This window comes from Bacillus sp. F56, from assembly GCF_001748205.1.
Classification (GTDB): domain Bacteria; phylum Bacillota; class Bacilli; order Bacillales; family Bacillaceae; genus Bacillus; species Bacillus stercoris.
In genome coordinates this window covers 94,955-119,481 of sequence record NZ_BDFC01000008.1, presented here as the reverse complement: position 1 = coordinate 119,481, position 24,527 = coordinate 94,955, and the positions used below count along the sequence as shown (strand labels likewise).

At 46.1% G+C, this 24,527-nt stretch carries 25 protein-coding genes, 3 pseudogenes and 1 other annotated feature; of the genes and pseudogenes, 8 read left to right on the top strand and 20 right to left on the bottom strand.

The genetic code is table 11. The features are described from left to right. Positions 1-128: 128 nt before the first annotated feature. Complete coding sequence (gene natB, locus BFW96_RS14345) at positions 129-1,289, bottom strand: sodium ABC transporter permease NatB (RefSeq protein WP_069839782.1); 1,161 nt, start codon at positions 1,287-1,289, stop codon at positions 129-131. After that, positions 1,290-2,030, bottom strand: coding sequence for a sodium ABC transporter ATP-binding protein NatA (natA, locus tag BFW96_RS14340; RefSeq protein WP_014662662.1), 741 nt, complete (start codon positions 2,028-2,030; stop codon positions 1,290-1,292). Positions 2,031-2,172: 142 nt separating this feature from the next. On the opposite strand from natA, the gene natR reads away from it, so the two are divergent. Both natR and natK read left to right on the top strand, forming a co-directional pair. After that, positions 2,173-2,874: a two-component system response regulator NatR gene (gene natR / locus BFW96_RS14335; RefSeq protein ID WP_069839781.1), complete on the top strand. Its 702-nt coding sequence runs from the start codon at positions 2,173-2,175 to the stop codon at positions 2,872-2,874. A gap of 12 nt (positions 2,875-2,886) precedes the next feature. Beyond that, positions 2,887-3,843, top strand: a complete 957-nt coding sequence (gene natK / locus BFW96_RS14330) for a two-component system sensor histidine kinase NatK (protein WP_069839780.1) — start codon at positions 2,887-2,889, stop codon at positions 3,841-3,843. Between the two features lie 39 nt (positions 3,844-3,882). On the opposite strand, the gene BFW96_RS14325 is transcribed toward natK, so the two are convergent. Next, a complete protein-coding gene (locus tag BFW96_RS14325; RefSeq protein WP_069839779.1) occupies positions 3,883-4,959 on the bottom strand; it encodes a helix-turn-helix domain-containing protein in 1,077 nt (358 codons plus the stop codon). Between the two features lie 234 nt (positions 4,960-5,193). On the opposite strand from BFW96_RS14325, the gene BFW96_RS14320 reads away from it, so the two are divergent. After that, entirely contained in the window at positions 5,194-5,577 is a 384-nt protein-coding gene (locus BFW96_RS14320; RefSeq protein WP_014662658.1) for an RDD family protein, read from the top strand. Positions 5,578-5,614: 37 nt separating this feature from the next. Here BFW96_RS14320 and estA read toward each other — a convergent pair whose 3' ends face one another. Next, positions 5,615-6,253, bottom strand: a complete 639-nt coding sequence (gene estA / locus BFW96_RS14315) for a lipase EstA (RefSeq protein ID WP_014662657.1) — start codon at positions 6,251-6,253, stop codon at positions 5,615-5,617. Positions 6,254-6,412: 159 nt separating this feature from the next. Then, complete coding sequence (gene ansZ / locus BFW96_RS14310) at positions 6,413-7,540, bottom strand: asparaginase AnsZ (protein WP_069839778.1); 1,128 nt, start codon at positions 7,538-7,540, stop codon at positions 6,413-6,415. A gap of 214 nt (positions 7,541-7,754) precedes the next feature. Between ansZ and lmrA the strand changes: the two genes are divergently transcribed. Both lmrA and lmr(B) read left to right on the top strand, forming a co-directional pair. Continuing rightward, positions 7,755-8,321, top strand: coding sequence for a transcriptional regulator LmrA (gene lmrA, locus BFW96_RS14305; protein WP_014662655.1), 567 nt, complete (start codon positions 7,755-7,757; stop codon positions 8,319-8,321). A gap of 38 nt (positions 8,322-8,359) precedes the next feature. Then, positions 8,360-9,799, top strand: coding sequence for a lincomycin efflux MFS transporter Lmr(B) (lmr(B), locus tag BFW96_RS14300; protein WP_069839777.1), 1,440 nt, complete (start codon positions 8,360-8,362; stop codon positions 9,797-9,799). Positions 9,800-9,841: 42 nt separating this feature from the next. Here the strand turns inward: lmr(B) and BFW96_RS14295 are convergent. Beyond that, positions 9,842-10,955 (bottom strand): annotated as a pseudogene (locus tag BFW96_RS14295) (aminotransferase class V-fold PLP-dependent enzyme). Positions 10,956-11,033: 78 nt separating this feature from the next. Here BFW96_RS14295 and pcp point away from each other — a divergent pair. Then, entirely contained in the window at positions 11,034-11,681 is a 648-nt protein-coding gene (gene pcp / locus BFW96_RS14290; protein WP_069839776.1) for a pyroglutamyl-peptidase I, read from the top strand. On the opposite strand, the gene tatC is transcribed toward pcp, so the two are convergent. The 6 genes and pseudogenes from tatC to cwlJ all read right to left on the bottom strand — a co-directional run bounded on the left by tatC (position 11,678) and on the right by cwlJ (position 15,952). Continuing rightward, positions 11,678-12,406, bottom strand: a complete 729-nt coding sequence (gene tatC / locus BFW96_RS14285; RefSeq protein WP_069148897.1) for a twin-arginine translocase subunit TatC — start codon at positions 12,404-12,406, stop codon at positions 11,678-11,680. The two genes, pcp and tatC, sit on opposite strands and share 4 nt — an antisense overlap. A gap of 60 nt (positions 12,407-12,466) precedes the next feature. Then, positions 12,467-12,679 (bottom strand): sec-independent protein translocase protein TatAD, encoded by a 213-nt coding sequence (gene tatAD, locus BFW96_RS14280; protein ID WP_003223835.1) that lies wholly within the window; start codon positions 12,677-12,679, stop codon positions 12,467-12,469. A gap of 12 nt (positions 12,680-12,691) precedes the next feature. After that, positions 12,692-14,443: an alkaline phosphatase PhoD gene (gene phoD, locus BFW96_RS14275; protein ID WP_040084278.1), complete on the bottom strand. Its 1,752-nt coding sequence runs from the start codon at positions 14,441-14,443 to the stop codon at positions 12,692-12,694. An 18-nt stretch (positions 14,444-14,461) separates the two neighbouring features. Beyond that, the gene (locus BFW96_RS14270) at positions 14,462-14,638 is read right to left on the bottom strand and encodes a hypothetical protein (RefSeq protein ID WP_003234785.1); all 177 of its coding nucleotides are present in this window, start codon (positions 14,636-14,638) and stop codon (positions 14,462-14,464) included. Between the two features lie 79 nt (positions 14,639-14,717). After that, positions 14,718-15,432 (bottom strand): annotated as a pseudogene (locus BFW96_RS14265) (vWA domain-containing protein). A gap of 91 nt (positions 15,433-15,523) precedes the next feature. Next, the gene (cwlJ, locus tag BFW96_RS14260; RefSeq protein ID WP_014662646.1) at positions 15,524-15,952 is read right to left on the bottom strand and encodes a cell wall hydrolase CwlJ; all 429 of its coding nucleotides are present in this window, start codon (positions 15,950-15,952) and stop codon (positions 15,524-15,526) included. A 361-nt stretch (positions 15,953-16,313) separates the two neighbouring features. Between cwlJ and BFW96_RS14255 the strand changes: the two genes are divergently transcribed. Next, positions 16,314-16,700 carry a YndM family protein gene (locus BFW96_RS14255; protein WP_069839775.1) on the top strand — a complete coding sequence of 129 codons (387 nt, stop codon included), beginning with the start codon at positions 16,314-16,316 and terminating at the stop codon, positions 16,698-16,700. Beyond that, positions 16,672-16,734, top strand: a pseudogene (locus BFW96_RS21930) (hypothetical protein); the annotation flags it as partial. The gene BFW96_RS14255 and the pseudogene BFW96_RS21930, both read left to right, overlap by 29 nt. Before the next feature lie 20 nt (positions 16,735-16,754). Here the strand turns inward: BFW96_RS21930 and BFW96_RS14250 are convergent. The 8 genes from BFW96_RS14250 to garD all read right to left on the bottom strand — a co-directional run bounded on the left by BFW96_RS14250 (position 16,755) and on the right by garD (position 24,444). Further along, positions 16,755-17,441, bottom strand: a complete 687-nt coding sequence (locus BFW96_RS14250) for an ABC transporter permease (RefSeq protein WP_083252896.1) — start codon at positions 17,439-17,441, stop codon at positions 16,755-16,757. A gap of 18 nt (positions 17,442-17,459) precedes the next feature. After that, a complete protein-coding gene (locus BFW96_RS14245) occupies positions 17,460-18,383 on the bottom strand; it encodes an ABC transporter ATP-binding protein (RefSeq protein WP_069839773.1) in 924 nt (307 codons plus the stop codon). Between the two features lie 91 nt (positions 18,384-18,474). Continuing rightward, positions 18,475-19,410: a HAMP domain-containing histidine kinase gene (locus tag BFW96_RS14240; RefSeq protein ID WP_069839772.1), complete on the bottom strand. Its 936-nt coding sequence runs from the start codon at positions 19,408-19,410 to the stop codon at positions 18,475-18,477. A 1-nt stretch (position 19,411) separates the two neighbouring features. After that, a complete protein-coding gene (ycbL, locus tag BFW96_RS14235) occupies positions 19,412-20,092 on the bottom strand; it encodes a two-component system response regulator YcbL (RefSeq protein WP_080478300.1) in 681 nt (226 codons plus the stop codon). A gap of 96 nt (positions 20,093-20,188) precedes the next feature. Next, entirely contained in the window at positions 20,189-21,127 is a 939-nt protein-coding gene (locus tag BFW96_RS14230) for a DMT family transporter (protein ID WP_069839771.1), read from the bottom strand. 20 nt (positions 21,128-21,147) lie between these two features. Beyond that, a complete protein-coding gene (gene rtpA / locus BFW96_RS14225; RefSeq protein ID WP_003234807.1) occupies positions 21,148-21,309 on the bottom strand; it encodes an anti-TRAP regulator in 162 nt (53 codons plus the stop codon). A 97-nt stretch (positions 21,310-21,406) separates the two neighbouring features. Further along, positions 21,407-21,654, bottom strand: a binding site (T-box leader). 56 nt (positions 21,655-21,710) lie between these two features. Beyond that, on the bottom strand, positions 21,711-22,631 hold the full coding sequence (gene mphK, locus BFW96_RS14220; protein WP_069839934.1) for a macrolide 2'-phosphotransferase MphK: 921 nt from the start codon (positions 22,629-22,631) through the stop codon (positions 21,711-21,713). Positions 22,632-22,911: 280 nt separating this feature from the next. After that, positions 22,912-24,444 carry a galactarate dehydratase gene (gene garD, locus BFW96_RS14215; RefSeq protein ID WP_069839770.1) on the bottom strand — a complete coding sequence of 511 codons (1,533 nt, stop codon included), beginning with the start codon at positions 24,442-24,444 and terminating at the stop codon, positions 22,912-22,914. Positions 24,445-24,527: the final 83 nt, after the last annotated feature.

The following is a 24,527-nucleotide window of genomic DNA, read 5'->3' as shown; positions in this document are numbered from 1 at the left end:
CTCCTTCGAAACCAATTTTGATGAAAAATAGTGCAGGTTCACTTTTTGTATTAGATATCCTTTTTCTATTTTCCTTCTTTTTTCAGGATATACAAAAAGGAGAAAGTGTATTTCTCCTTTTGCAAAGTTTATTTCGGAAGAACCCATTTGTCTTTCAGGAAGCAGGCTCTGGCCAGTAAAAAGAAAATGGCGATGAGCACGGCGATGGTTCCTGACGTGCACCAAATGGCAGCCGGGTCAACCATCCCGAATAAAAGCTGTTTGAATAACGCATGCAGGTTCAGAAACGGGATAAGAAAGTACGATAAATCAAATTGATTCGGTGCCTTGCTGAAGATGAAAAACATCGGAAACACAGGCAGAAAGACGACGAGAGACATATAGCTTTGCGCTTCCTTTACCGAGCTCGAAATGATGCTGATGAAAAGCTCCATCGCAGAGATCAGCAATGCAGAAAGCACGATGATTAAGGCTGAAGCGCCGATTACACTCCACATATGATCTCCCAGCTGGAGGGCCGTTTTTAAATTCTCAGTAAATAAGACGGTGGACAAAATCAAAAACACCAAAGAAAATACACCTGAAGCAACGCCAAAAGTAGAAACCGCAAGCCACTTGCCGACCAGCATTTTGTTTCTGGAGACTGGCGTCAACAACAGCGCCTCAATTGATTTACGGTCCTTTTCCCCGGCCATGATATCAAGAGCGATCGGCATTGCGCCGGAAACAATGGAAGTCAGAATCAGCATGGGCAGGATGGCGGAAAGCATAATAGCGGAAACCCCTTTCTCCTCATCCGCTTCCTTTTGCTGAATCGTAAATGGCTGGATAACCGATTGATCAATGCGCTTATTTGTTAAACGGTCCTGCACAATTTCATTTTTATACTGATCTAAGGCAGACTGTACAAGCTGCATGGCATTTGACGACCCTTGATCGACTGAATTGCCGTAAACATCAATCTTAAATGGCGTCATGCTGTTGACATATGAGTCGAACTCTTTCGGGACGTTCAGATAGGCATCTGCTTTTCCTTCATCAACCGCTTCTTTAGGCTTAGCAAACGTTTTTATGCTGATCTCGTCAATCGCATGAAGCTTATTTTCCAGTGCGGGCGGCAGCGAATGGCCGACAGCCAGCGTGTACTGCTCCTCTTTGTCGGACAGCATGCTTTCATAAAAGAATACAAGCCCAAGCATCATAATCATCGGCACTAGGATTGTGAGTAATATCGTTTTTCTGTCGCGCAAAGCGTCAATCATTTCTTTTTTATAAATATGGCTCAACATTTAAGAAATCCCCCTGACAAGCTTAGACATAAAGATGTAATTCAAATCCTCACTGCGCTCGCTCTCGTATAGTGATTCAAGCGCCCCCCGGTAAATCACCTCTCCGCTGTGAATCATGATGACACTGTCACAGAGCGCCTGCACTTCCTCCATAATGTGGCTGGAAAAAAGAATGGTTTTCTGTTCTCTCTTCAGCTGCTGGATGAATTCGCGAAAGATATTGCTGGATGTAATATCAAGCCCTGTAGTCGGTTCATCAAATAAAATGATGTCCGGATCGTGAATCAGCGCTCTGGCAATGGCGACCTTCTGCCTCATCCCTTTCGAAAACCCGCCCACTCTGCGGTTCATATAATCGCGCATGCCGAACCGTTTCGATAAATCTTCTATTCTTGCTTTGATCTCGTGGCGGTTCAGCCCATACAGCCTGCCGAAGTATTGGAGATTTTCTTTAGCGGTCATCCTGTCGTAAAGCCCGGTTTCTCCTCCGAATAAGACACCGATTCTTTTTTTGACCTCAGCCGGCTGCTTGACCGTGTCAAAGCCGTCTACCGTGATTGCCCCTTGTGACGGTTCAAGCAGGGCAGCAATCATTCTCAGCATCGTCGTTTTGCCCGCACCATTTTCTCCGAGAATGCCGACGACTTCTCCTTTTTGAATTGTTAAGCTTACATCTCGCACCGCTTTGACTACTTTTTTCTTATCCTGAAACCTGCGGCTGCAATCGGTCAGTGTAATCATGTCATAATCTCCCTTTTCTTTTTTCTAATAATGACTATATACGAAATGCTGGATTTGTTGGATAAAGTTGTCGCGAAGAGTTCTTTTTATGTCGCGAAATGGGATAGAATAAAGATGATTCTATGTAACTAGGAGAATGATAATGGTAAAAGTCGGACTTGTCGATGATTATCGAGTAGATTTAGAGAAGCTGGAAGCGATCGTATCCAGAATGCAAAATGTCGAAATTGTCTTTTCCACCGATTCAGCGGAGGAAGCCTACAGCCGGGTAAAGAATGAAGACATTGATCTGCTGCTTGCCGATATCGAGATGCCTCATATGTCTGGCTACGAGCTTGCGGATTTGATCAGATCCCATTCACTTGATGTGGATGTGATTTTTGTTACCGGCCACAGCGGTTATGCGGTCCACGCCTTTGACCTGAACGTCCACGATTATATTATGAAGCCTTACTATGCTGACCGTCTGGCCGCTTCCTTCGACCGTTATTTGAAAAAGAAAACGGAAACGAGTTTGAATGGGCGTATATTGATCAAGCAAAAATCTGAAATGCACGTCCTGCAAAAGAAGGATATCATTTTCGCAGAACGGACGGGTCGTTCCACGACGATTGTGACAACCGCTGAAGAGGTGCAAACGTATCAAACATTAAATGATATTAAAGGCGACCTGCCCGAAAAGGATTTTCTCCGTTCGCATCGTTCCTTTATTATCAACATTCATTACATAAAGCACTTTTCCGCTTATACCAAGCATTCATTCACGGTTTCCTTTGAGGGAACGTCTAAAAAAGCGATAATCACCAAGCAGCAGCTTGATTATTTTCAAAACTACTATTTTTGAGGAGTTTAGTACGTGATTACCCTTTTTCAATGTCTTTATCTGTTTTTATTTAGTTTCATATGTTATCAGGGGGCTGCTGCCCTTTGGCACAGTACAGCCGTCTCTTGGCTCGCCGCTGCTTTAGGCGCGGCGGCAGCAGGATTGTACCTATGGAAAACGAAGCTGGTGTGGGACCGCTGTTCCTTCCAACTTTGTGCGTGGATTGCGGTGATTCAAGCGATGGCAGCGGCGGTAGTGCCGTTCGGCTCTGACTTACCGCCGGCATTATTTGCGATCGTAATATTTGCAGGGTGTGAAGGGCTCCGTATCGGACAGTCTGCCCTGCAAGCAAGGCTTTCTGATCAAATTGATAAGCTGACACAAGCTGAACAGCACGCCAATCAAATGCTGATCGATGTCAGAAGCCGTAATCATGACACAATGAAACATATCACAGCAATCAAATCAGCTCAGCCCAAGGCAGATACACAAGCATATATTCAAAACTGGACGGATCAATACAGTCAATATGACCGTTTTTTGAAAGGAGAGAACGCGTACGTTGCAGGGGTGCTTTATGATTTTCTAGAAAAAGCCCGCGCCTCGAATGTGAGTGTTTCACTTCATATGCATACACCGCTTTCTTCACTTCCATTTTCAGCTGCTGATCAGGTCAGCTTGGTCGGCAACATATTGGAAAATGCGCTCGACAGCGCGGCGGAGGCCCGCGAAAAAGCGGAGATTAAGCTGGAAACTTCGCTGCGAAGCGGGCTTTATGTGCTGATTTGTGAAAACAGCACCCCCGGCATGGACCCTACGGTGCTCGATACTCTGTATCAATCGTTTGGCCGCTCCACAAAAGGCGGTGCTCATGAAGGCATGGGCACATATATCATTCAAAAACTCGTGAAGAGCGCTTTTGGCAGGCTGGATTTTACCTACCGCCGCCCCGTCTTCCGGTTAGAAATCAAAATTCCGTTTCAGAAATAAAAAAACCTTGAAAAGCCTGGCTTTTCAAGGTTTTTTTCATTATGAGGATAACGCTTGGGCAAAGCGATCCGCTTCGTCCTGCAGCGTGCTTTCAATTTCTTTGTAACGGCTGGAAATGGTTGATGCGCTGACGCCGTATTTTTTCGCCAGTTTAGCCTGGGAAACGGACGCGCCGTTAAGAGAAATCGCGTTTACATAATATTCAACTGCCGCCGCAAAAGCTTCCGGCTTTCTGATGACAGGTGATTTTTTCTCGCAGAATGTTTTCCAGATGTCAATAACAGCCGGAATCAATTCAGTCGGATACTCATCCCCGCTCATGCCTTCTTCGATAGCCGCAGCGGTTTCTTTCTCCAAGTCGTTTGCCCACTCAACAGAGCTTTCCTCCGCTTTCTCTGCTTGCGGCTCTTCATCCTTTTCAGCTAACAGCGCGAACAGAACGCTGTTGAATTCCTGCTTCATGAAGTCCTCCGGCGTTTTGCCGTTCTTCACAGCGGAATCCGCATATTTCTTCACCTTGCTGATCAGCGCTTCTGTTCTCTTCACTGGGAAGATCGTGAACTGCATGAAGAATTCTGCTTTTTCGGCTTCGTGGATTGGATATCCAAGAATCAGGCTTCCCACTGGAGGAAGGTCTTGATTGCTGGCGTCCATTTCCACTTCGAATTGTTTTGCCGTAATGACATCTTCAAAGTGAATGATGCCTTCTTTCAGGTCCTTCAGCAACAATAAAGCTGGCGTCATGCTGTTCCATGATTCAACGATCTCACGCGTTTTCGGACGAGTGATCGAATCGCCTTTTTTCTGCAGGTACTCTTCGAAGATTGTCTTCTCACCGGCAAGCGGATGGAAGAAGATTCCCCAGATACCCAAGTTAAATACGCTGATGTCTTTCGTCTGTCTGTCCATAGCAGAAAGAAAATCATGCTGGTTGATAAAGCCTGAAATGCTTTCTCTATGTACTGTGAAGGCATACTCCACTAAGTCTTCCTGAATTTGTTTTGCTTCTTTTGCCGCTAACTCTGCCGGGAAGTCGACTACTTTACTTCCGCAGCATTTTTTATATTTCTTGCCGCTGCCGCACGGGCAAGGGGCATTTCGTTTCACTTTTCCCACAATAAACCCTCCGAATTCTGTTGTAACTTTTCTATTTTAACAAAAATAACTTCTGAGGGCTTGGTTTCGGGCTAAAAAAGAATTTGGTAATAGGATAAGCTGGTTGATCATGCCAATTTACCTATGACATTTTCATCAAATTTTGTGATTTAAGACTTATCACCTATTCCCACTTTAGACCCTTCTTTTTTACAATCATTAGGTATTTATTTAACATTTTAAGGAGTGTTTTTATTGGAACTAGCTGGTTTTATGCTGCGCGCCTGCGCTCTTGTACTTGATGTGGTCATTGCCGCAGCAGTGATTTTGGCAGCCGGATTTACGTTTGGCGACGGGTCCGCCGGTGTCATTATAGTCGCTATATTGATGCTGATTGTGTACCCGTTGCTGATGCCGCTGACAAAGTGGAAAGGGACACTGGGCAAAAAAATCATCGGACTTCAAATCGTAAGAGATGAAACACACGAGAAAATTTCTCTCCTACAGGCGATTGTCCGCTACATCATAGCGTGGGTGCACGTGTTCTCCCGCCTGATCTATTTGACTGCCGCATTTACGAAGAAAAAACAAACCGTTCATGATATGGCTGCAAAAACCATTGTGCTGAAAGCAGAATAACCTTGAAGAATAGCATTCTTCAAGGTTTTGTTTTTCATTAGTTCGTATTCTGGCCTCCGCCGTTCAGCCCTTCTTTGATCAGGCTGTTGACTTGGCTGTTCATCAATAAACCGATGTGTCCCACGCCATGAATTTGAACGTTTTTGGCACCATCTAATCTTGATAAGTAATTCATGACAATCATATCGGCACTGCTGTAAATAGATGTGTATAAAATCTTTTGATTTGGATCTGTTCCCGGAAGCGCCTTGCCTGTCGTCAAACGGTTCGCGCCGCCAAGCGTCACGACGTTTGCAACTTTATTTCCGCCGTCCAGATTTTTTATGTAGTAAAGTGTGTTCGCGCCCCCCATGCTGTGAGCGACAATATCCACTTTTTTCGCACCTGTTTCATCTAACACCTTTTGCACAAATCGTGATAATACCGGGCCATTGTTATAATTCGTGCCTGTCTTGTCCCAAAAATCAACCGCATACAGCTTGTCCCGTGACCAGCCTTGGGATACGAGATAGCTCTTAATTCCAGCAAAATTGAATGATGCTCCTCCAATACCGTGAACCATAACAACTGGGTTATGTTCAGCGGCTTTTGCTGACGGCTGCAACGCAAACAGCGATGTAACAGCCAGCATCAAAATTGTTACAACTGCAATGAACTTACTTTTTACAAATTTCATAATATCCTCCTTTTTTGTAACAAATTCTCCAAATATATTACGTTACCAAATTAATTAAGTAAAGGGTAATTTTGGCTTATTTTTAAAGAAATTTTAAGATTCAGAGGTCATTATTGGTCCTAAAAAACAAAAAAAGAAGACTTATTCGCCTTCTTTTCTTCAATACTTATTGAAATAAGCTTGGATCTTTTTAGGATCGTTGGTTTTGGTAAGCGCAAGCATCAGCAATATCCGCGCTTTTTGGGGGTTTAAAGAGTTCGATGCCAGGAGGTCCTTTTCCTCATAGTCTTTGTTTGGCGTTACGACACCATTTCCCGTACGGCTTGAACGCACCACAGTTACGCCTTTTTTGACTGCGCTGCCCGCTCCTTTTTCGGCTGTGTCAGATAAAGACCCGTTCCCAGAACCAGCAAACACAATCCCTTTTGCTCCGGCTTTTACAGCTGCGTCAAACAGGTAGCTTCCATCATTTTGGTATCCATAGATAATGTCTACTTGCGGCAGCTCATCAAGATTAGAAACCGAAAAATCCGTATCCTTCGTATGCTTGCGGGTTATTTCATTATTAAAATAAATATCATCGGCAATTGTTCCGACAAAGCCCATTTCATCTGATTTAAATGTATCTGTTGTGGTTGTGTTTGTTTTGGTGACATACCGTGCTGATGCAATCCGGTCGTTAAGAACGACGAGCGCACCTTTTCCTTTTGCCTCAGGTGTGCCTGCCACTTTCACTGCATTGTACAGATTAGACGGCCCGTCGGCGCTAATCGCTGTGGATGGCCTCATCGAACCGACGACAACAACCGGTTTATCGCTTTTCACAGTGAGGTTCAAAAAATAAGCTGTTTCTTCCAGCGTGTCAGTTCCATGAGTCACGACGATTCCGTCTACATCATCTGAAGCGAGCAAATTGTTGATGCGTTTCGCCAGCTTCAGCAATATTTTATTATCAATGTTTGTGCTGCCGACGTTGACAATCTGCTCACCGCTGACATTCGCGATGTCCTTCATTTCCGGGACTGCCTCGATCAATGATTCAACGCCGACAACACCTGCTTTATATTCAGTTGTTGAGGTTTTCGATTGATCGGCTCCTGCAATCGTGCCTCCTGTCGCTAAAATTGTAACGTTTGGCAGGTCCTTTTTGTCAGAGGCGGACGCCGAAGAGACTTTTTGTGTCTGCGTTTTTTCTTTCGGGGATTCTTTTGTTTCAGGAGAATGTGAACATCCGGCAAAAACAAACAGTAGTGCGGTAAAAAGTACAAGCAGTCGTTGTTTTTTCATCTCTTTCTCTCCTTACATCCTTATGATGATTAATCATTGAATATTTTATCTATTCAGTCAAAGGTCCAGTCAGCTTTTCTCTCACTTTTTTTGTTGTAATATACTTCTTTTTTTGTCTTTTCATACAGTGAATTTCTCTTGACAATTGATGAACGAATCAAGATAATAGACCAGTCACTATATTTTTGATTGAATTCAGTAAGGTGGGAATGTTATGAGTTATGGAGATTCCCGTGAGAAAATCCTTTCGGCAGCTACCCGGCTTTTTCAGCTGCAAGGGTATTACGGCACGGGGCTGAACCAGATTATAAAGGAAAGCGGCGCGCCTAAAGGCTCTCTTTATTACCACTTTCCGGGCGGTAAAGAACAGCTTGCGATCGAAGCCGTGAATGAGATGAAGGAGTATATCCGTCAGAAAATCGCGGACTGTATGGAAGCCTACACCGATCCGGCGGAAGGCATTCAAGCCTTTTTGAAGGAGCTCTCCTGCCAGTTTTCATGTACGGAAGACATTGAAGGCTTGCCTGTGGGCTTGCTAGCGGCTGAGACGTCATTGAAAAGCGAACCATTGCGTGAAGCCTGCCATGAAGCCTACAAAGAATGGGCCTCTGTATATGAGGAAAAACTGCGGCAGGCTGGCTGCAGCGAGAGCCATGCAAAAGAAGCCAGCACTGTAGTTAACGCGATGATTGAAGGCGGCATTCTTTTATCTTTGACGGCAAAAAACAGTACGCCGCTCCTTCATATCTCCAGCTGCATTCCTGACCTGCTGAAGAGATAAAAAAACGACATCCTACATGCAGTTGATAGAGAGGGGAAATGATTTTGGAAACAACAGCTAAAGCATCTCAGCAATACAAAGTGATGCCGATTATGATTTCCTTGCTGTTGGCCGGTTTTATCGGCATGTTCAGTGAAACAGCGCTGAATATTGCGTTAACCGACCTTATGAAGGAATTGAACATTACAGCGGCAACCGTTCAATGGTTAACGACGGGCTACCTGCTTGTCCTCGGTATCCTGGTTCCTGTTTCAGGACTGCTGTTGCAGTGGTTCACAACAAGACAGCTTTTTACCGTGTCACTTATCTTTTCAATTATAGGCACATTCATCGCGGCACTCGCGCCAAGCTTCCCGTTTTTATTGGCGGCAAGGATCGTTCAGGCACTTGGAACCGGTCTTTTACTGCCGCTGATGTTTAACACAATCTTGGTGATTTTCCCGCCTCATAAACGGGGCGCCGCAATGGGAACGATCGGGCTTGTCATTATGTTCGCGCCCGCCATCGGTCCAACTTTTTCAGGATTGGTTCTGGAGCATCTCAACTGGCACTGGATTTTCTGGATCTCTCTTCCGTTCCTTGTGCTGGCGCTTGTTTTCGGTATCGCATATATGCAGAATGTATCTGAAACGACAAAGCCGAAAATCGATGTATTGTCTATCATCCTGTCGACGATTGGCTTTGGCGGCATTGTGTTCGGATTCAGCAACGCGGGTGAAGGCTCCGGGGGATGGTCCAGCCCGACTGTTATCGTGTCGCTGATTGTCGGCGTTGTCGGCCTTATCCTATTTTCAATCCGCCAGCTGACAATGAAGCAGCCGATGATGAACCTCCGTGCGTTCAAATACCCGATGTTTATTTTGGGTGTGGTCATGGTGTTCATTTGCATGATGGTCATTCTGTCATCTATGCTGCTTTTGCCGATGTACCTGCAAGGCGGCTTAGTCCTGACGGCATTTGCATCTGGTCTTGTTCTCTTGCCAGGCGGTATTTTAAATGGATTTATGTCCCCTGTTACAGGCCGTTTGTTCGACAAATACGGGCCGAAATGGCTTGTCATTCCTGGATTTGTGATTGTCACTGTTGTTCTTTGGTTCTTCTCAAATGTCACAACCACATCAACGGCTGTGCTGATTATCATCCTGCACACCTGCTTGATGATCGGGATTTCTATGATCATGATGCCTGCGCAGACAAATGGTTTAAACCAGCTGCCGCGCGAGTTTTATCCAGACGGCACCGCCATTATGAACACGCTGCAGCAAATGGCGGGCGCTATCGGAACAGCGGTTGCGGTCAGCATTATGGCTGCAGGCCAGCATGATTATATGAGCACCGTTAAAAACCCTGCCGATCCGGCAGTCATCCCGCAAGCTTTGACAGCGGGTGTGCAGCACGCGTTTGTGTTTGCTATGATTGTTGCCATTATCGGTTTAGTTGGCGCATTCTTTATGAAGCGCGTTAAAGTAGATCATTAATATGAAAAGCCCCTGACCTAGTGTTCAGGGGCTTTTCTATGTTTACTTATCAATCATTTTCGCCGCGATTTCATCAATCGCGTGCCGCATGTCCTCCTTCGTATTATAAAAGTGGGGAGCGAGACGGATGACTTCGTCCCGCGGCGCGCAAATCACTTTTTTCTTCTTCAGCAATTCCGCCGTTTCCGATGCTCGCTCATCGCGTATCGCAACCATGCCTGGCTGAACCCCGCCTTGTGCTGCCGCCAGCTGCAGGCCTTTTGCAGCAGCATATTGACAAGCATCGGCACAGATCGTTTTTACATAATTCCGAATATGAGAAACCCCGATATGATTCAACAGCGACAAAGCCGCTGCAGCTGCGTATACGCTAATAAAAGCTGGGGTGCCTGTTTGAAAACGACGCGCGCCTTTCGCATAAGCCGCATCAAATCCGTTCTCACGGCCAAACCAGGCTGATGCTTTCGGCTTCAGTGCGTCTGCCAGCTCCTTTCTTACATAAAGAAACGCCACACCCGGTATGCCGAGCAAATACTTCCGGGTGCCTGCTGCCAGTATATCTACACCCCACTCCTTCACATCAATGGGAATGTGCCCCGCAGATTGGTAAGCATCTACAAACAGTAAAGAGCCCTTTCTCTGAGAAATCTCGGCAATCGCTTTTATATCCTGAACATAGCCGTCACGATAATGAACGTGAGGAACACACGTCAGCACTGTTTCTTCTGAAATATGCGTTTCATACTGTTCGAGCGGCATCACGCCGTCTATTGATGGAATGACGGATACGTGATAGTCGCATTGTGCCTGCCAGACATGAGACACTGCCGGAAAATCCATCTCCGTATACACAACATGTTTCTTTCTAAAAACAGATAGGGCCGATGCTACGGAAACCAGCGCATCAGAAACTGACGGCACAATCGCCACTTCATCCGGTTCAGCTCCGATCAGCTTAGCAAACTCGTTTCTCGCACTCTCTGTTTTTTCAGATCGCTTCTTTCCAGTTCGTCCCCCTATGCAGCAGGCTGTCATGATAATCCTGGATCGCCCTTGATACAGGCTCTGCCAACGCGCTCTGAGAACAGCTGGCAAGCATTGTATGTGTCTGCAGGATTGGGAATAACTGGCGATACTGCTCCGGCAAATGTGCCATTATGATTCACTCCTTTACATTATTTTGATGAAAAACCCATAAATAAACAATAGAATAAAAGAAAAAGGAGATGAGTAGATGAGAAAAAAAGTGCTGATCACAGGCTTTGACCCTTTTGACAAAGAAACCGTCAATCCATCATGGGAAGCGGCAAAACGTCTTAATGGTTTCGAGACGGATGAAGCCATCATTACAGCGGAACAAATTCCAACCGTCTTTAGATCCGCTCTGGACACTCTGCGCCAAGCCATTCAAAAACATCAGCCAGATATCGTGATTTGTGTCGGCCAAGCAGGAGGACGGATGCAGGTCACACCGGAACGAGTGGCGATCAACCTTGCAGATGCGCGAATCCCCGATAACGAAGGACAGCAGCCAATTGATGAGGAGATTTCTCCAGACGGGCCCGCCGCTTACTGGACGGGACTTCCCGTGAAACGAATGACTGAAAAAATGAAGGAAAACGGCATTCCGGCCGCTGTTTCGTATACAGCGGGGACCTTTGTATGCAACTATTTGTTCTACGGATTAATGGATCACATTAGCCAGACAGCTCCGCACATTCGCGGAGGGTTTATTCATATTCCTTACATTCCGGAGCAAACAACAGACAAAACAGCGCCGAGCCTCAGCCTTGACACGATTGTCCGGGCATTGAGAATCGCCGCTGTTACGGCCGCACAATATGATGAGGATGTGAAGTCACCAGGCGGTGCGCTGCACTAAGCGGCCGCCGCCGTTTCGTCCCTCAGCCTCTTTTTGTAGACAAACGCTGATAAGGTGACACTTACTTCAAACAGGACAAGAAGCGGGATCATCACAAGAAAATCAGAAATGAAATCCGGCGGTGTAATCAATATAGACACAACGATCAGCAGAAAATAGGACAGCTTTCTCGCTTTGGCCAGTCTGTAAGGATTTAAGATGCCCAGCCTTGTTAAAAACATCACCACCAAGGGCATCTCAAACAAGAAGCCGAACGGCAGGCTCAAATTCACCATAAACCTGAAGTAGCGGTCAGCCGTAAACATCGTTTCAAAATGGCCGGAGGATAAATGAGTCAAAAAGCTGAGCACGATTGGAAACAAGACAAAATATCCGAAGGAGATGCCCGCCAAAAACAACGCAAATAAACCTGGTATGTACATGAGCGTCACCTTGCGCTCCGTTTTCGTCAGCGCCGGGGCAACGAAACGCCACAGCTGGTACGCGGCAACAGGGATGGAAGCCGCAATGGCACAAATACCGGAAAGCATCATATACACCCAAAGAATTTCACTCGGACCAAGCACAGCCAGCTTTCCATCCAAATCCCTGATCAGCCAGTCATAAATGTCCTGTACAAATAAAAAAGCCGTGATGAGAAATAGAAGAAATGCCGCGAGGGTTATGATCATCCGGCGGCGAAGCTCTTCTAAATGCCCGATCAGATGGGTTTCTTTTTTATCCATTCAAAAAAGCCCTCCCTTTCATAAAAAAAGAGGCAGACCCGGTGTCTGCCTCCTCAGCATTCAGCCCGCGTTTTTGTCCTGCTTTACCGCTGTCAGCTCAGCTGATTTCTCTTCTTTTTCATCACCAGACACAAGTGATTTTGTGGCGCTTTTAAATTCCAGCAATGTCCGTCCGGCGGCTCGTCCGATTTCCGGCAGCTTGGAAGGGCCAAAAATAATGAGGGCGATGACGAAGATCAGAATCAAGCCCGGTATTCCAATGTTTGAAAACATAATTTTCACTCCTTAATTCGTGATTTTTGCACGCTTCTTAATCATTTGTTTTTCGTGGGCTTTGTTGTGCGCAAAGAAACGATCCTCTTCGACCTCATCGGATTGCTTCACCCCGCCTTGGATTGTTGTGGATGATACCTTTCTCAACCCGGTTTGGTCTTTCTGGTAAACGAATGAAGCACGCGTGGAAATGGCTGCGCCCGGCTCGGTCACAAACGGCATCACCCGATAGTCGGCTTTCCACTGGTGAGGCGTCACTGTACAGCGGACATATCCGCGATAGTCGTTAAAGAACTTGATGTGCGGATTTTCTTTTAAAATTTGGTCCGTATCCGCTCGCTTATCGGCTCCGTTTCCTCCGGAAGTGATCGAGGTTCCGACAAATTCGGCTCCGAATATTTTTGAACTTGTCTTCTCGAAATCGACATGCAAATTCGATGCCCAGCTTGCGTGTACATCACCTGTCAGTACGACAACATTATTCAGATTTTTGCTTTTAATGAAATTGATAACCCGTTCGCGCTGAGCCGGATAACCGTCCCAAGAATCCATGCTGTAGATCGGGCTTGCGCTTGTCCCGAAATTCCACTTGGCAAAGAAAATCTGCTGCGCCAACACATTCCAGTGAGCGGTCGAGCTGCTCAAATTGTTGAAGAGCCACTGCTCCTGTTCTTTTCCTAACAGGGTTCGATTCGGATTGCGCGATTCATCAGAAGGCGGCTTATTGCCGTCGTTATTGGCTTGGTCGTCTCTGTACTGACGAGTATCAAGCACATTGAAGGACGCCAGGTTTCCATACGTAAAGTGCCGGTACAGCTGCATATCCGGTCCATTCGGCAAAGAGGAAATGCGGAGCGGCATATGTTCATAGTATGCCTGATATGCTGCCGCGCGGCGGAGCACGAATGCTTCAACCGACTGTCCTTTTTCCGGTATTTTATTGGCATAGTTGTTTTCGACTTCATGGTCATCCCATGTCACAACCCAAGGGAATGCAGCATGTGCTGCTTTAAGATTGGCATCAGAGCGGTATTGGGCGTGACGGTTCCGATAGTCTTGCAGCGTATAGATTTCCGCGCTGTTGTGCGTGCGGACATTGCCCGTTTTTGATACATACTCATTCGGCCCGTATTCATATATGTAATCACCAAGATGGAAGACAAGATCAAGCTTTTCCTTCGCCATATGCTTGTAGGCCGTATAATATCCATGCTCATATTGCTGGCAGGAAGCAAACGCAAAGGTCATTTGCGGCACATTGGCGCCAGGGGCAGGCAGTGTTTTTGTTTTTCCGACAGGGCTTAGTTCATGTCCGGTTTTGAAACGGTAATAGTACACTTTGTTCGGCTCAAGCCCGTCCGCTTCCACATGAACGGAATGGGCAAGACTCGGTTTTGCCATTTCAGTGCCTTTTCTTACGATTTTGCGGAAATGCTCATCCTTTGCAACCTCCCATTTGACAGGTACCGCTTGCTTCGGCATTCCGCCGCCATTCAGCGGATCTGGTGCCAGGCGCGTCCAGAGCACGACACTGTCAGAAAGCGGATCACCTGACGCTACCCCTAATGTAAACGGATAGCTTGAGAATTTAGGCGCAGCATTTACTTCAAAGGCCCCAACCGACTGGGCAATCGTTAATCCAAGAGAAAGTCCTGCAATCTTCCCCGCTCCTTGAATAAATTTGCGGCGGTCAAACGTATTGTTTTGAAAGCTTTCCTCTTTCAGTTTCTGTACCCATTCATCAAAACGACTGTCGTATGCCATTCAAGATCCCCTCTCTCCTCATTGATCGTCTCCATTATAGGAAATCATTGTTAAACGACTGTGAAGAAGTGTGAACCGATTGTAAGCGCTGAACATCAAAAACAGGTCTTCCCTCACAAGCCTGCCGCTGAAACATGCCGAAAGCTGGCTGAATGACGCGTTTTCTGCATATCCTGTCGTTTGCAAGCCGCCCATTCGGCCTATTTTTCTTCACATGATCTTAAAAAAACAAAAACACCGAGCTATTTCGCAGAATGGCTCAGTGCCTTATCAGTTATTTCGAAAACAACCTGCTGAAGGCCTTCTTTTTCGGCTTTTCAGCAGGAGGCTCTTGATCTCTTACAATTCCTTTTTCCATCGCTTCTTTCAGCCAAAATGGAAATTTAGCAGGGCAGAGCATCATAAAGCTCATCATCAGAAATGCGGTCAATTTCTTCGATATGCATGAAGTTCGTGTTACCAAAGACACGCCCTTCTAACGTATGGAGTTTATTGAGAAAATCAATTTTCCGATGCCGACAAACTGCCAGAACACCGGTTTATCAAAGGAAGCTTCAATAATTGGTTTGATTGACTTTTTACAGCCCCGTCATTGATAAAAACAATGAAAGCGGGATACGAGCTCGGTTCCTCCGCAACATATTTGCGCAACATGTCCTTCATGACCGGCGGCTCATCATTTCTGCCGAATTTATGCAAGCGGTCATTATTTTAAATTCCACGCTCGACATAACCCGAAAAATCCTTTTCTGAAACTGGCTTTTATCGGGAATATTCATTATCATACACCCATACATCCAGCAACTCATCAAACTGATCAGCCACTGCCAAATTCCGCTCCACCACATGTTGAACCGTCCCGTTTTTGTATAGCAATCTCATCAATCCCGAAATATCAAGAACCAGTCCGACACGAGCCATCACCTTCGTTAATTGCTTTTTTCCAGTTCGATCATTACACTTTTCTTTTGCAGGTCGATTGTTGCCATTCTGTCATCTCCGTCAGTTCTTTTCACAGGAATATTTTCCATTGCATTTCTTCAAAGAAAAACACCGTTCAATTTGAACGGTGTCCTGTCTCTAAAATGTGTTATATACATTTTCACACGTCTCCGCCGTCGGCTGATAAAAGCAGTGTGACTTAAACCTGGCCACAAACGGCTGGTTATACCACTGGGCGGGACAGTTTCCCTCCGGCCTGAAGTACCATAAACTAAATTTTGCAGGCCAGCGCCTTTCACCATTAATCGACCGGCGTGCAAGGGCACGCTCGCTATCTCGCGCCCTTTGATAAAAATATCCATGAGTTACAGCCTCAAACGCGTGTGGCTGATAAATCATCTGCCTGATGGTGCGGAGGCCTTTAAAATCTGAGCAATTCGCCCGCAGCCGATTAATTCCAACGTTGCCGACAAGCAGCATCCCCTGCTTGCCTTCGCCTTCCGCTTCCGCTCTGAGCAGCCTTGCCATCAAATCGACATCCGCACTCGTTGCTCTCACGACCGCCATCACGTCACCTCCCCTTGATCTCTTTTCATCATATTTCATTACTTCAGAAGTGATGACGGAGGGACAGGTGAAGTTTTTAAATTAATTCATCTAAAAACACCAAACATTTTGTTTGCTGCAAAGAAAAATGGGCGGTTGGCCGTCAAAGCAGCGTCTGGTGCGAGACAGACGCCGCAATTTCCAATGACGAAGCAACCGGAGACTCAATTCCTGATTCATCCCCCTAAATAAATATATGACGCTGGCCCCCCCTCTCCCAGCAATTTTGCACCCGCCTCCGGAAAAACACGAAATAAGGTTTAAGTTTTTACATTTGAGGAATTATACATAACAAAATCAACTGACAAAAGGAGGAAACGTAATGACACATGTGAAAGCGCTCGCGATTAAAGGTATTATGACGATTATTGTGTTGTATCTGGTGCTTGGTCTGGGCTTTGGTTTCACGTTTGGAGATACGCTGTTAATGACGATAGTGTTAGGGGTTATTTCTTATTTGCTTGGGGATCTGTATGTATTGCCGAGATGGAATAATATGATTGCAACTTTGGCTGACTTTGGCTTGGCCTTTCTCGTGATCTGGCTGATGGGCATGCCGCTTTCTATGGGGATGACTGGCGGTGAAATTGCATTGGCGGCTTTATTCGGCGCGATCGCCATGGCAATCGGTGAATATTGCTTCCATTTCTATATGATGAGCAAAGAAATTGGCAAGAAGCATTATCTTGAAACAAGAACAGACTCATAATGGAAAGGCCGGTGCTGACAGCATCGGCTCTTTCTGAATATTGGGCGCCTTTGTTTACGCATCCTGCTTGTCTGCGTTCCGGATCGCCATGTATGAAAAAACCAAACCGAAAGCTGCCAAAGATAATGGAATATAAACGACAGACGAAATGGAGAAACCCGGGCTTGTTGAACTGATGAGCATTACAATCACGACAGACGAAATGATGGTTGCCGGAACCGAATGTTTACGCATCCCAAAAAAGATGGGAACTAAACTGGTTCCAGCGGCGCCAAAAGCGAAAACCGCCATTTTTATGGCCTGCTGTGACATGATGTCAGAAGTTAGCTCTCCCGGTATGAAATGATAGATTGAGTTCAGCGCAACGAAACCGGCAGCTATAAGTATATTCGAAAGTAAGATCGTGATAAATGTCAGTCCGCCCGCGATCATGAGTTTAGCAGTGAGCAGTTTTTTACGGCTGATCGGGTACGTGAACATGACAAGAATGGTTTTGTTTTTATATTCGGAAATCACCAATTTTGCGATCAGCACCGCGCCAAAAACGATGAATACCGCTCTGACGAAAGTGCCGATGATGAGAAACGCTTCCTCCATGCTTTGGAACGACACCCCGCCTTCGGCTTTTTCGGAATAACTGATCAGCCATAAAAAGCCCATAATAATAAGGTTGGCAATGAGGGCGCCTCTGACATACCAGCCCATCTTCATTTTTCTTAATTCGATTCTGATCAAATTCATCAACGTGTCTCTCCTCCTTTACGCACTGATGCTATTGCCGTTGATCAAGTTGATAAAATAATCCTCCAGCGACGTATACTTTTTGTTCATTGATTCAATGTCTACATCATTCAAAATCAACGCTTTGGATATGTCAGACTGAGAGGCTTCAGCCTCGTAAATTCGAATCGTTTTTTCATTTAAGATTTTAAAGTTCGATAAATGCAGCTCTTTCTCAAGCACAAAGCAGGCCTTTGTCTGATTCGATGTAACAAGCTCAATGTATTCAGTGTTCTGGCCTCTGACATCCTCCATTGATACCTCTTCAAGCAGTCTGCCGTCCCGAATGACGCCGATTGTGTCCGCGATTTGTTCGATTTCACCCAGCAGGTGGCTTGAAATCAGCAGCGTTATACCGTACTCTTTGCTCAGCACTTGAAACAATTGCCTGATTTTTTTAATGCCGAGAGGGTCAAGCCCATTCACCGGCTCATCCAAAATAAGCAGTTCCGGCTTTGTGAGAATGGCACGCGCAATTCCAAGGCGCTGCTTCATACCGAGCGAAAATGTTTTGACTGGCTTCTTGTCGATTTGTTTTAAATTCACCATATCCAGCACTTCTTGAATGGCTTTTTTATTGTGGTATCCCATGTATTCACAATGCAGCTCTAAATTTTCTTCAGCTGTCAGGTTTTCGTAAAAAATCGGATATTCAATCATGCTGCCGATGTTCCCCAGCACCTCATATGACGTGTGGGTGAGCTTATTCCCAAGGATGCTGATTTCACCGCTTGTCGGTTTAACAAGGCTAGTCAGCATTTTCATAATGGTTGTTTTCCCCGCGCCGTTCGGGCCGAGAAAGCCATAGATTTCACCTTTTTTAATATGCATGCTGACATCGGATACAACCTCTTTGCCCTGATACGTTTTGGTCAGTCCGTTTGTTTGTACGATATAAGTCAAATTTGTTTCTCCTTCCCTCTCTTTTCCTGTTTTCTATTGTAGCGGCGAGCCCTGTCATTTTTATTTCTCAAACCTTACGAAATTCTTACGTTTAAAATGTCATGCGTTTCAATGTGATCGTAAATGCAGTCCGTTCGTACGGCTTGCTTTTGACAGATATAGCGCCCCCCATTTTTTCTGTAAGCCGCTTTGTGATGGTTAAACCGAGACCGCTTCCTTGAAATGCTTTATTTCTGGATTCTTCAAGTGTGTACAGCCTTTCAAACACCCGCTGCTGATCGGTTTCACTTATCCCTTTTCCGCGATCCCATATGGTGATGGCAATGTTCCTCTCATCATATGACAGCGTCAGTCCGATTAACTTGCCGGCCGCGCCATACTGAATCGCATTTGACAATAGGTTTTGCAGAATTCTGTCCAGAGCCTCTTCATTCGCCTGCGCATACACCGGCGTATCCGGGATATCAATGGCTGCACGAAAGCCTTTAGATTGAACTGCGTCATAATAATGCAGGATATTGCGTTTGCATATGTCGTTCATATGCACTTTGGTGATTGGGATGTCTTTATCTTCAGATTCTAATTTCGCTAAATCAAAAAAGGAATTGATCATCTGAATGAGTTCATTTGTTTTCTGGCGGAGCTTCCCCAGCAATCTTTCCCGCTCTTCGTCTGGCATGTTCGGATCACTTTGGATGGTTTCGATATAACCGAGAATGACCGTTAACGGCGTTTTCAGGTCGTGCGACATATTGGTCAGCATTCGCTTCATGGAATGCTCTGTTTTCGCAAACCGGGCACTGATCTGCTGACGATTCTCAAGGAAAAGATTGATGTTAACAAGCAAGTCTTTGAGCGCTTGATCATCTGTAGGAAGCAAAATTCGCCCCGCCGAATCCTGCCTGAGCATGGAGCCAAGCTGTTCAGCCATATATGCCAAATGCCCGTCTCGCTTCTTTTTCATTATGAATTGAATCACATTCAGGCACGCCAGAACGATGACGGCGGCCACCCATAGCACTGTCATTCTAAAACTCTCCTAATTTATAACCGATGCCCCATAGCGTTTTAATATATTGAGGGGAGGAGGGGTCATCTTCAATCTTTTCTCTAAGCCGCCGCATATGTACGTTAATAATGTTTTGATCGCCAAAATACTCTTCATTCCAGACAGAACGGTAGATTTGTTCTTTCGTAAACACTTTTTTAGGATTTGCCGCAAATAGGCACAGCAGCTGCCATTCTGTTGATGTCAGCTGAAGCGGTTCTCCATTTTTCATAACTGAGACATTGTCTATATCGATCGCAAGCTGGTGAATCCGGATCACCTTATTCTCAGCCGGTTCCTCTGCTGAATATTGCGTCGCCCTTCGTATCGCGGCTTTTACTCTTGCTGTCAGCTCAATCATCGAAAACGGTTTGGCGATATAATCATCCGCCCCAAAACCCAATCCCAATGCCTTGTCAACCTCTCCGTCTTTTGCCGAAATCATTAGGACCGGTATATTGCTTCTTTCCCGGATGATTTTCAGAAAATCCATGCCGTTCAGCTTCGGGAGCATGATATCGAGGAGGATCAAATCGTATGAACTCTGCTGAAACAGCCGGATGCCCTCTTCTCCGTCGAAAGCATGTACAATCCGAAAGCCTTCTTTTGTTAAATAATGATCCACCATTTCACTGATTGAGTGGTCGTCTTCCACAAGCAATATGCTCTGCATCTTCTCACCTAACCTTTACAAAATCAAAAAACACACACGTAATTAGACTTATTGTAATTGAAAAACGTGTGTGTTTTATAAAAATTATTCATTTTTTCCTGTTTTCAGCTTCCTGTATTCCATCACCGTAATGACAAAGAATACGGCACCACATCCGATGGCTTGAATAAGCCGAAGCCGTTCACCAAGAAATAAAGCCCCATAGAAAATCGTCAGGACAGGCCCTGCCATTGAAATGACGGCAGCTCGCTGTGCTCCTATTCGTTTTATGCCTTCAAGCATCAGCACAAATGGAATCACAGTAGTCGCGACTGCGATTAACACAAACAAACCATAGACAGCAGGCGGATATGCTGCTATTGGTGTATTCAGACCGATTGTCGATTTGATGCCAATGTAAAGCATCATGGCCGCTCCGGCAGCTGTCATCCCGTACGCATTAAGACGGATGCCTCCGATTTGATGGACGAGCCGCCCGGAAAGAACAAGATAACCAGCATAGACGGCCGAGGATAACAAAATGAATGCAGATCCAATCATATTTGCCTGAAAGAGCTCAGTATCCCATCCGCCAAGCGCAAAGAAAAGGCCAAACATGACCGCCAGCACTGTGAAAAGGTCCTGAACTGTAACCATATTCCGATCACGACACGCTGTAAATAGGATTACAAATATCGGACAGCTCATAAGCAAAATACGCTCAACCATTGCGGATACATGGTTCAGCCCGATAAAATCAAGCAAGGGAGACAGAAAAAAACAAAACACGCCCGCGACACAGGCCTTCACTAGGTCCCCTTTTTTATTGCCGTCTGGCATTGAAGGACGGTAAAACAAGAAAATCAGCCAAAACAGCGGAACAGCAAACAGCTGTCTGTATAACAACACCGCGTCTGGCTCAGCACCCTTTTGATAGGCCCATTTAATCCAAATTGACTTAGACGCAAAACAAACCGTTCCGATCAGCAAAAAAATTGTACCTGAAGCGGCCTCGCGAAACTTCCTCTTCTCTTCTTTTCTCATCTCAGCTCAGCTATTCTCCTTTACTTATTCAAATGCTTTTGGATAAAATCGAGAAGCGTATATCCTTGGGCAGTCAGAATAACACCTTTCCCGCTGCAGGCCGGGCATGGTGTTCCTTCAATTTCTCCCGCTCTTTCACATTTAGGACATGCGACCTCAAGATCATCAGTTGCAATGACCATTTGACATCCTCCTTTCCTATTCATCTGCTATGCACCACCAGCCATCGTCCATTGGCCGTCACCTCCTTTAAGAAACACAAAAAAACCCCCATCCTATGCAAAGGACGAGGGTCTCGCGGTACCACCTTTATTAACAGCTATACAGCCGTTCACTCTAAGTACAGAAAACCTATGTTTCAATACTCCTCTCTTGGTAACGGGGAGAGAAACCCGGCATCGCCTACTATCCGTTCAGCAAAGCAATTCAGAAGCCCATTCGGCATCAGGGGAGGATCGGTTCACACCTGCCACCGACTCTCTGAACCTCCATTCTGATGCGTACTTACTCTTCCTCACGATTGTTGTTCCGTTCTATTATTTGTAAAGTTTATAATACTTGGTTCATGAAATGAAGTCAATTCTTAATCCGATGTTACACCGAGTGCTTCAAGCGCCATATCAACGTGCTCCTCCTGCTGTGTTTGCAGAGCGAGCTTGGCGATTTCCAGCGGATACGCCGCCTGCATCTCTGAAATGTGCTCCTGCATTTTTGCCCATATCCGGCCGCCTGCTCGATCATAGTGTTCAAGTAAACGGGCAGTTTCTTTTTCCCCGAAAATGGTTTGATAAAGAACAAAATCCTTGGCTGGATCGGCAACCTTCGCTTCTGTCCAATCCAGAAGCCCTGTGACACGTTCATTTTGGTCGATAAGAATATGCGGCGGGTGGAGATCGCCGTGTATCAGTGCAGAAAAACCAGGCCAGTATGCATCATCATTTATCCACGTTTGCCATCTTTCCCAAAGCTGACTAGATACACCAAGCTTATTTTTCACATCAACCATAGAGTCTGCTGTCATTTGCCTGAAATCTTCTGGCTTTATCACTTCTATTCCCGATTGTCCGGCAGCTGTTTGATTTGTGTCATGTAATTCTGCCAGTATGCCGGCAAGTGTATGAACAAAATCGTCTGATGGCGGCTGATGATTCATGTTCCATACATATTGTTTCTGTTCCAAATCAATTTCAGCCGCCGGCGTTCCTTTTAACATTGGGTAAGCGATCAATTCCGGTGTGTGAATTCTCCAATCCGGCACATCAGCTGTCAGATTCGCGCGGAGAAAGGCAAGCGTTTTGCCTTCCGCAGATGCTCTTTCCACAACATCACTGCGACGCGGCTTTCGCAGCACCCATTGCATACCTGTATCGTCCTCGGCAAATACAACTTGAAAGTCCATTCCGGTTTCATTCAATTGCGCGTTCTTAGATTGAACCGTCAAACCTTGGCTGCGTGCAAGCCCGGCAATCTCTGTAATTAGCTGTTTTTCGGTAAGGTTTGTCATCCCCATTTCCCCTTTCTCATGCTCCGGCCTGCTGTAGAGAGAAGGGATGTTTGAAGGCACAAAAAAAGAAGGCAGGAATCGCCACCCTCTTTTTTGATAACCATATAAGGGCTCATACATAGGCGGATTCATCCCGATTCTCCCGCATTCAGGCGAGAGTTGTTCACTATTGAATTCGTGTCACTCGGAATCTAATAAATGCCATGCTGTAACCCCTCCGTTTCCTAGACGTTAATTGCATTTTACAGCATATTCCATCTCTTCGCTATAAAAAAATGAATCAAGTCACTGGAGCAGGATTGAACAAGCACAAATCATTATGAAGGCCCCAACGGTCAGCCCACGTTTGTTTGCGGCCGCTTGCCACATCCAAAATCGTTCTGAAGATTTCCCAGCCTACATCTTCGATACTGGCCTCTCCTGTCGCGATTCGGCCCGCATTGATATCGATTAAATCCGCCCAATGCTCTGATAATGAATGCCGCGTCGATACTTTCAGCACCGGTGCAGCCGCCAGGCCGTACGGTGTTCCCCTCCCTGTCGTAAACACCTGCAGATTCATGCCCGCAGCCAGCTGCAGGGTGCCGCACACAAAATCGCTTGCCGGTGTCGCCGCGAACAGCAGGCCTTTTTGCTCTGCCCTTTCACCTAGGCCGAGCACGCCGGAGATAGGGCTAGTGCCTGATTTCGCCACCGAGCCTAACGCTTTTTCCACAACATTGGATAATCCGCCTTTTTTATTGCCTGGTGAAGGGTTTGCGCTTCGATCTGCGTCTCCCCGCCGGAGATAGCTGTCATACCACTTCATCTCATTGATCAGCGATTGTCCGACCTCTTCACTGACAGCCCGCGGCGTTAATAAATGAATGGCATCACGTACCTCTGTTACTTCAGAAAACAAAACCGTCGCACCTGCGCGAACCAATAAATCAGCCGCATACCCCACGGCAGGGTTCGCCGTCACGCCGGAAAACGCATCACTGCCGCCGCATTGCAGGCCGATAACCAGATCTGAAACAGGGCATGTCACACGGGTTCTGCTGTTCAGCCTGATTAACCGCTCCTCCGCCATTTCCAAAATGGATTGGATCATCGCCGCAAAACCTTGATGATCCTGGAGCGATAGAATGTCATCATCATTCTCAGAGGCAATTCTTGCCGGAAGGAGCTTTTCACATCCCAATCCGATTACCATTACTTCTCCGCCGAAGTTCGGATGCTTCGCGAGATTTTGAATCGTGCGGATCGGAATGACGGCGTCGGGCGCATTGATCGCCACGCCGCATCCGTATTGATGATGCAGCGGCACAACGTCATCGACATTTGGGTATTTCGGCAGCAGCTCTTCTTTGATCCGTTTGACCGCATAATTTAATACGCCAACGACACATTGAACACTTGTGGTGATGCCGAGAATATTTTTTGTCCCCGCACTGCCGTCCGCATTTCGGTAGCCTTCAAATGTATATCCTTCAAGAGGGGGCAGCGGCTTCGGCACCCTGTTTGCGAGAGGAAGATCGTCTAACGCCGGAGGAGCGGGCATTCTCACGAGGGATTCCCGTATCCAGCTCCCGCGCTTGATCGTCTCATCGGCAAATCCGATCACCTCTCCGTAACGCACGATCTCATCCCCTTGATTGAGATCGGTTAAAGCCACCTTATGGCCTTGAGGAACATCCTCTTCAAGGACGAGTCCGTTTGAAAAAACAGTGCCCTTTGGCAGTCCTCCATCATTTACAATAATCGCCGTGTTATCAGTGTCATTCACTTTGATGTAGAGGGGCGCTTGGTTTTGCCTAAGGTTCATCGCCATATGAAAATCACTCCTCATATCTTAGTAAGCGTTTTCTAAATTGGTTTTAAAAAAACCGCAGCTCTTACGTTTCAACTGCGGTT

What these genes read in the sequence shown, in the direction of transcription:
- estA (WP_014662657.1), bottom strand. Translation starts at nt 6,253, where the DNA reads ATGAAATTTGTAAAAAGTAAGTTCATTGCAGTTGTAACAATTTTGATG.
- natB (WP_069839782.1), bottom strand. Translation starts at nt 1,289, where the DNA reads ATGTTGAGCCATATTTATAAAAAAGAAATGATTGACGCTTTGCGCGAC.
- BFW96_RS14230 (WP_069839771.1), bottom strand. Translation starts at nt 21,127, where the DNA reads ATGAGAAAAGAAGAGAAGAGGAAGTTTCGCGAGGCCGCTTCAGGTACA.
- BFW96_RS14240 (WP_069839772.1), bottom strand. Translation starts at nt 19,410, where the DNA reads ATGACAGTGCTATGGGTGGCCGCCGTCATCGTTCTGGCGTGCCTGAAT.
- tatAD (WP_003223835.1), bottom strand. Translation starts at nt 12,679, where the DNA reads ATGTTTTCAAACATTGGAATACCGGGCTTGATTCTGATCTTCGTCATC.
- ansZ (WP_069839778.1), bottom strand. Translation starts at nt 7,540, where the DNA reads ATGAAAAAACAACGACTGCTTGTACTTTTTACCGCACTACTGTTTGTT.
- cwlJ (WP_014662646.1), bottom strand. Translation starts at nt 15,952, where the DNA reads ATGGCGGTCGTGAGAGCAACGAGTGCGGATGTCGATTTGATGGCAAGG.
- rtpA (WP_003234807.1), bottom strand. Translation starts at nt 21,309, where the DNA reads ATGGTCATTGCAACTGATGATCTTGAGGTCGCATGTCCTAAATGTGAA.
- garD (WP_069839770.1), bottom strand. Translation starts at nt 24,444, where the DNA reads ATGGCGATGAACCTTAGGCAAAACCAAGCGCCCCTCTACATCAAAGTG.
- lmrA (WP_014662655.1), top strand. Translation starts at nt 7,755, where the DNA reads ATGAGTTATGGAGATTCCCGTGAGAAAATCCTTTCGGCAGCTACCCGG.
- natA (WP_014662662.1), bottom strand. Translation starts at nt 2,030, where the DNA reads ATGATTACACTGACCGATTGCAGCCGCAGGTTTCAGGATAAGAAAAAA.
- BFW96_RS14250 (WP_083252896.1), bottom strand. Translation starts at nt 17,441, where the DNA reads ATGAATTTGATCAGAATCGAATTAAGAAAAATGAAGATGGGCTGGTAT.
- BFW96_RS14270 (WP_003234785.1), bottom strand. Translation starts at nt 14,638, where the DNA reads ATGGGCGGCTTGCAAACGACAGGATATGCAGAAAACGCGTCATTCAGC.
- tatC (WP_069148897.1), bottom strand. Translation starts at nt 12,406, where the DNA reads ATGGATAAAAAAGAAACCCATCTGATCGGGCATTTAGAAGAGCTTCGC.
- natR (WP_069839781.1), top strand. Translation starts at nt 2,173, where the DNA reads ATGGTAAAAGTCGGACTTGTCGATGATTATCGAGTAGATTTAGAGAAG.
- mphK (WP_069839934.1), bottom strand. Translation starts at nt 22,631, where the DNA reads ATGACAAACCTTACCGAAAAACAGCTAATTACAGAGATTGCCGGGCTT.
- phoD (WP_040084278.1), bottom strand. Translation starts at nt 14,443, where the DNA reads ATGGCATACGACAGTCGTTTTGATGAATGGGTACAGAAACTGAAAGAG.
- pcp (WP_069839776.1), top strand. Translation starts at nt 11,034, where the DNA reads ATGAGAAAAAAAGTGCTGATCACAGGCTTTGACCCTTTTGACAAAGAA.
- BFW96_RS14255 (WP_069839775.1), top strand. Translation starts at nt 16,314, where the DNA reads ATGACACATGTGAAAGCGCTCGCGATTAAAGGTATTATGACGATTATT.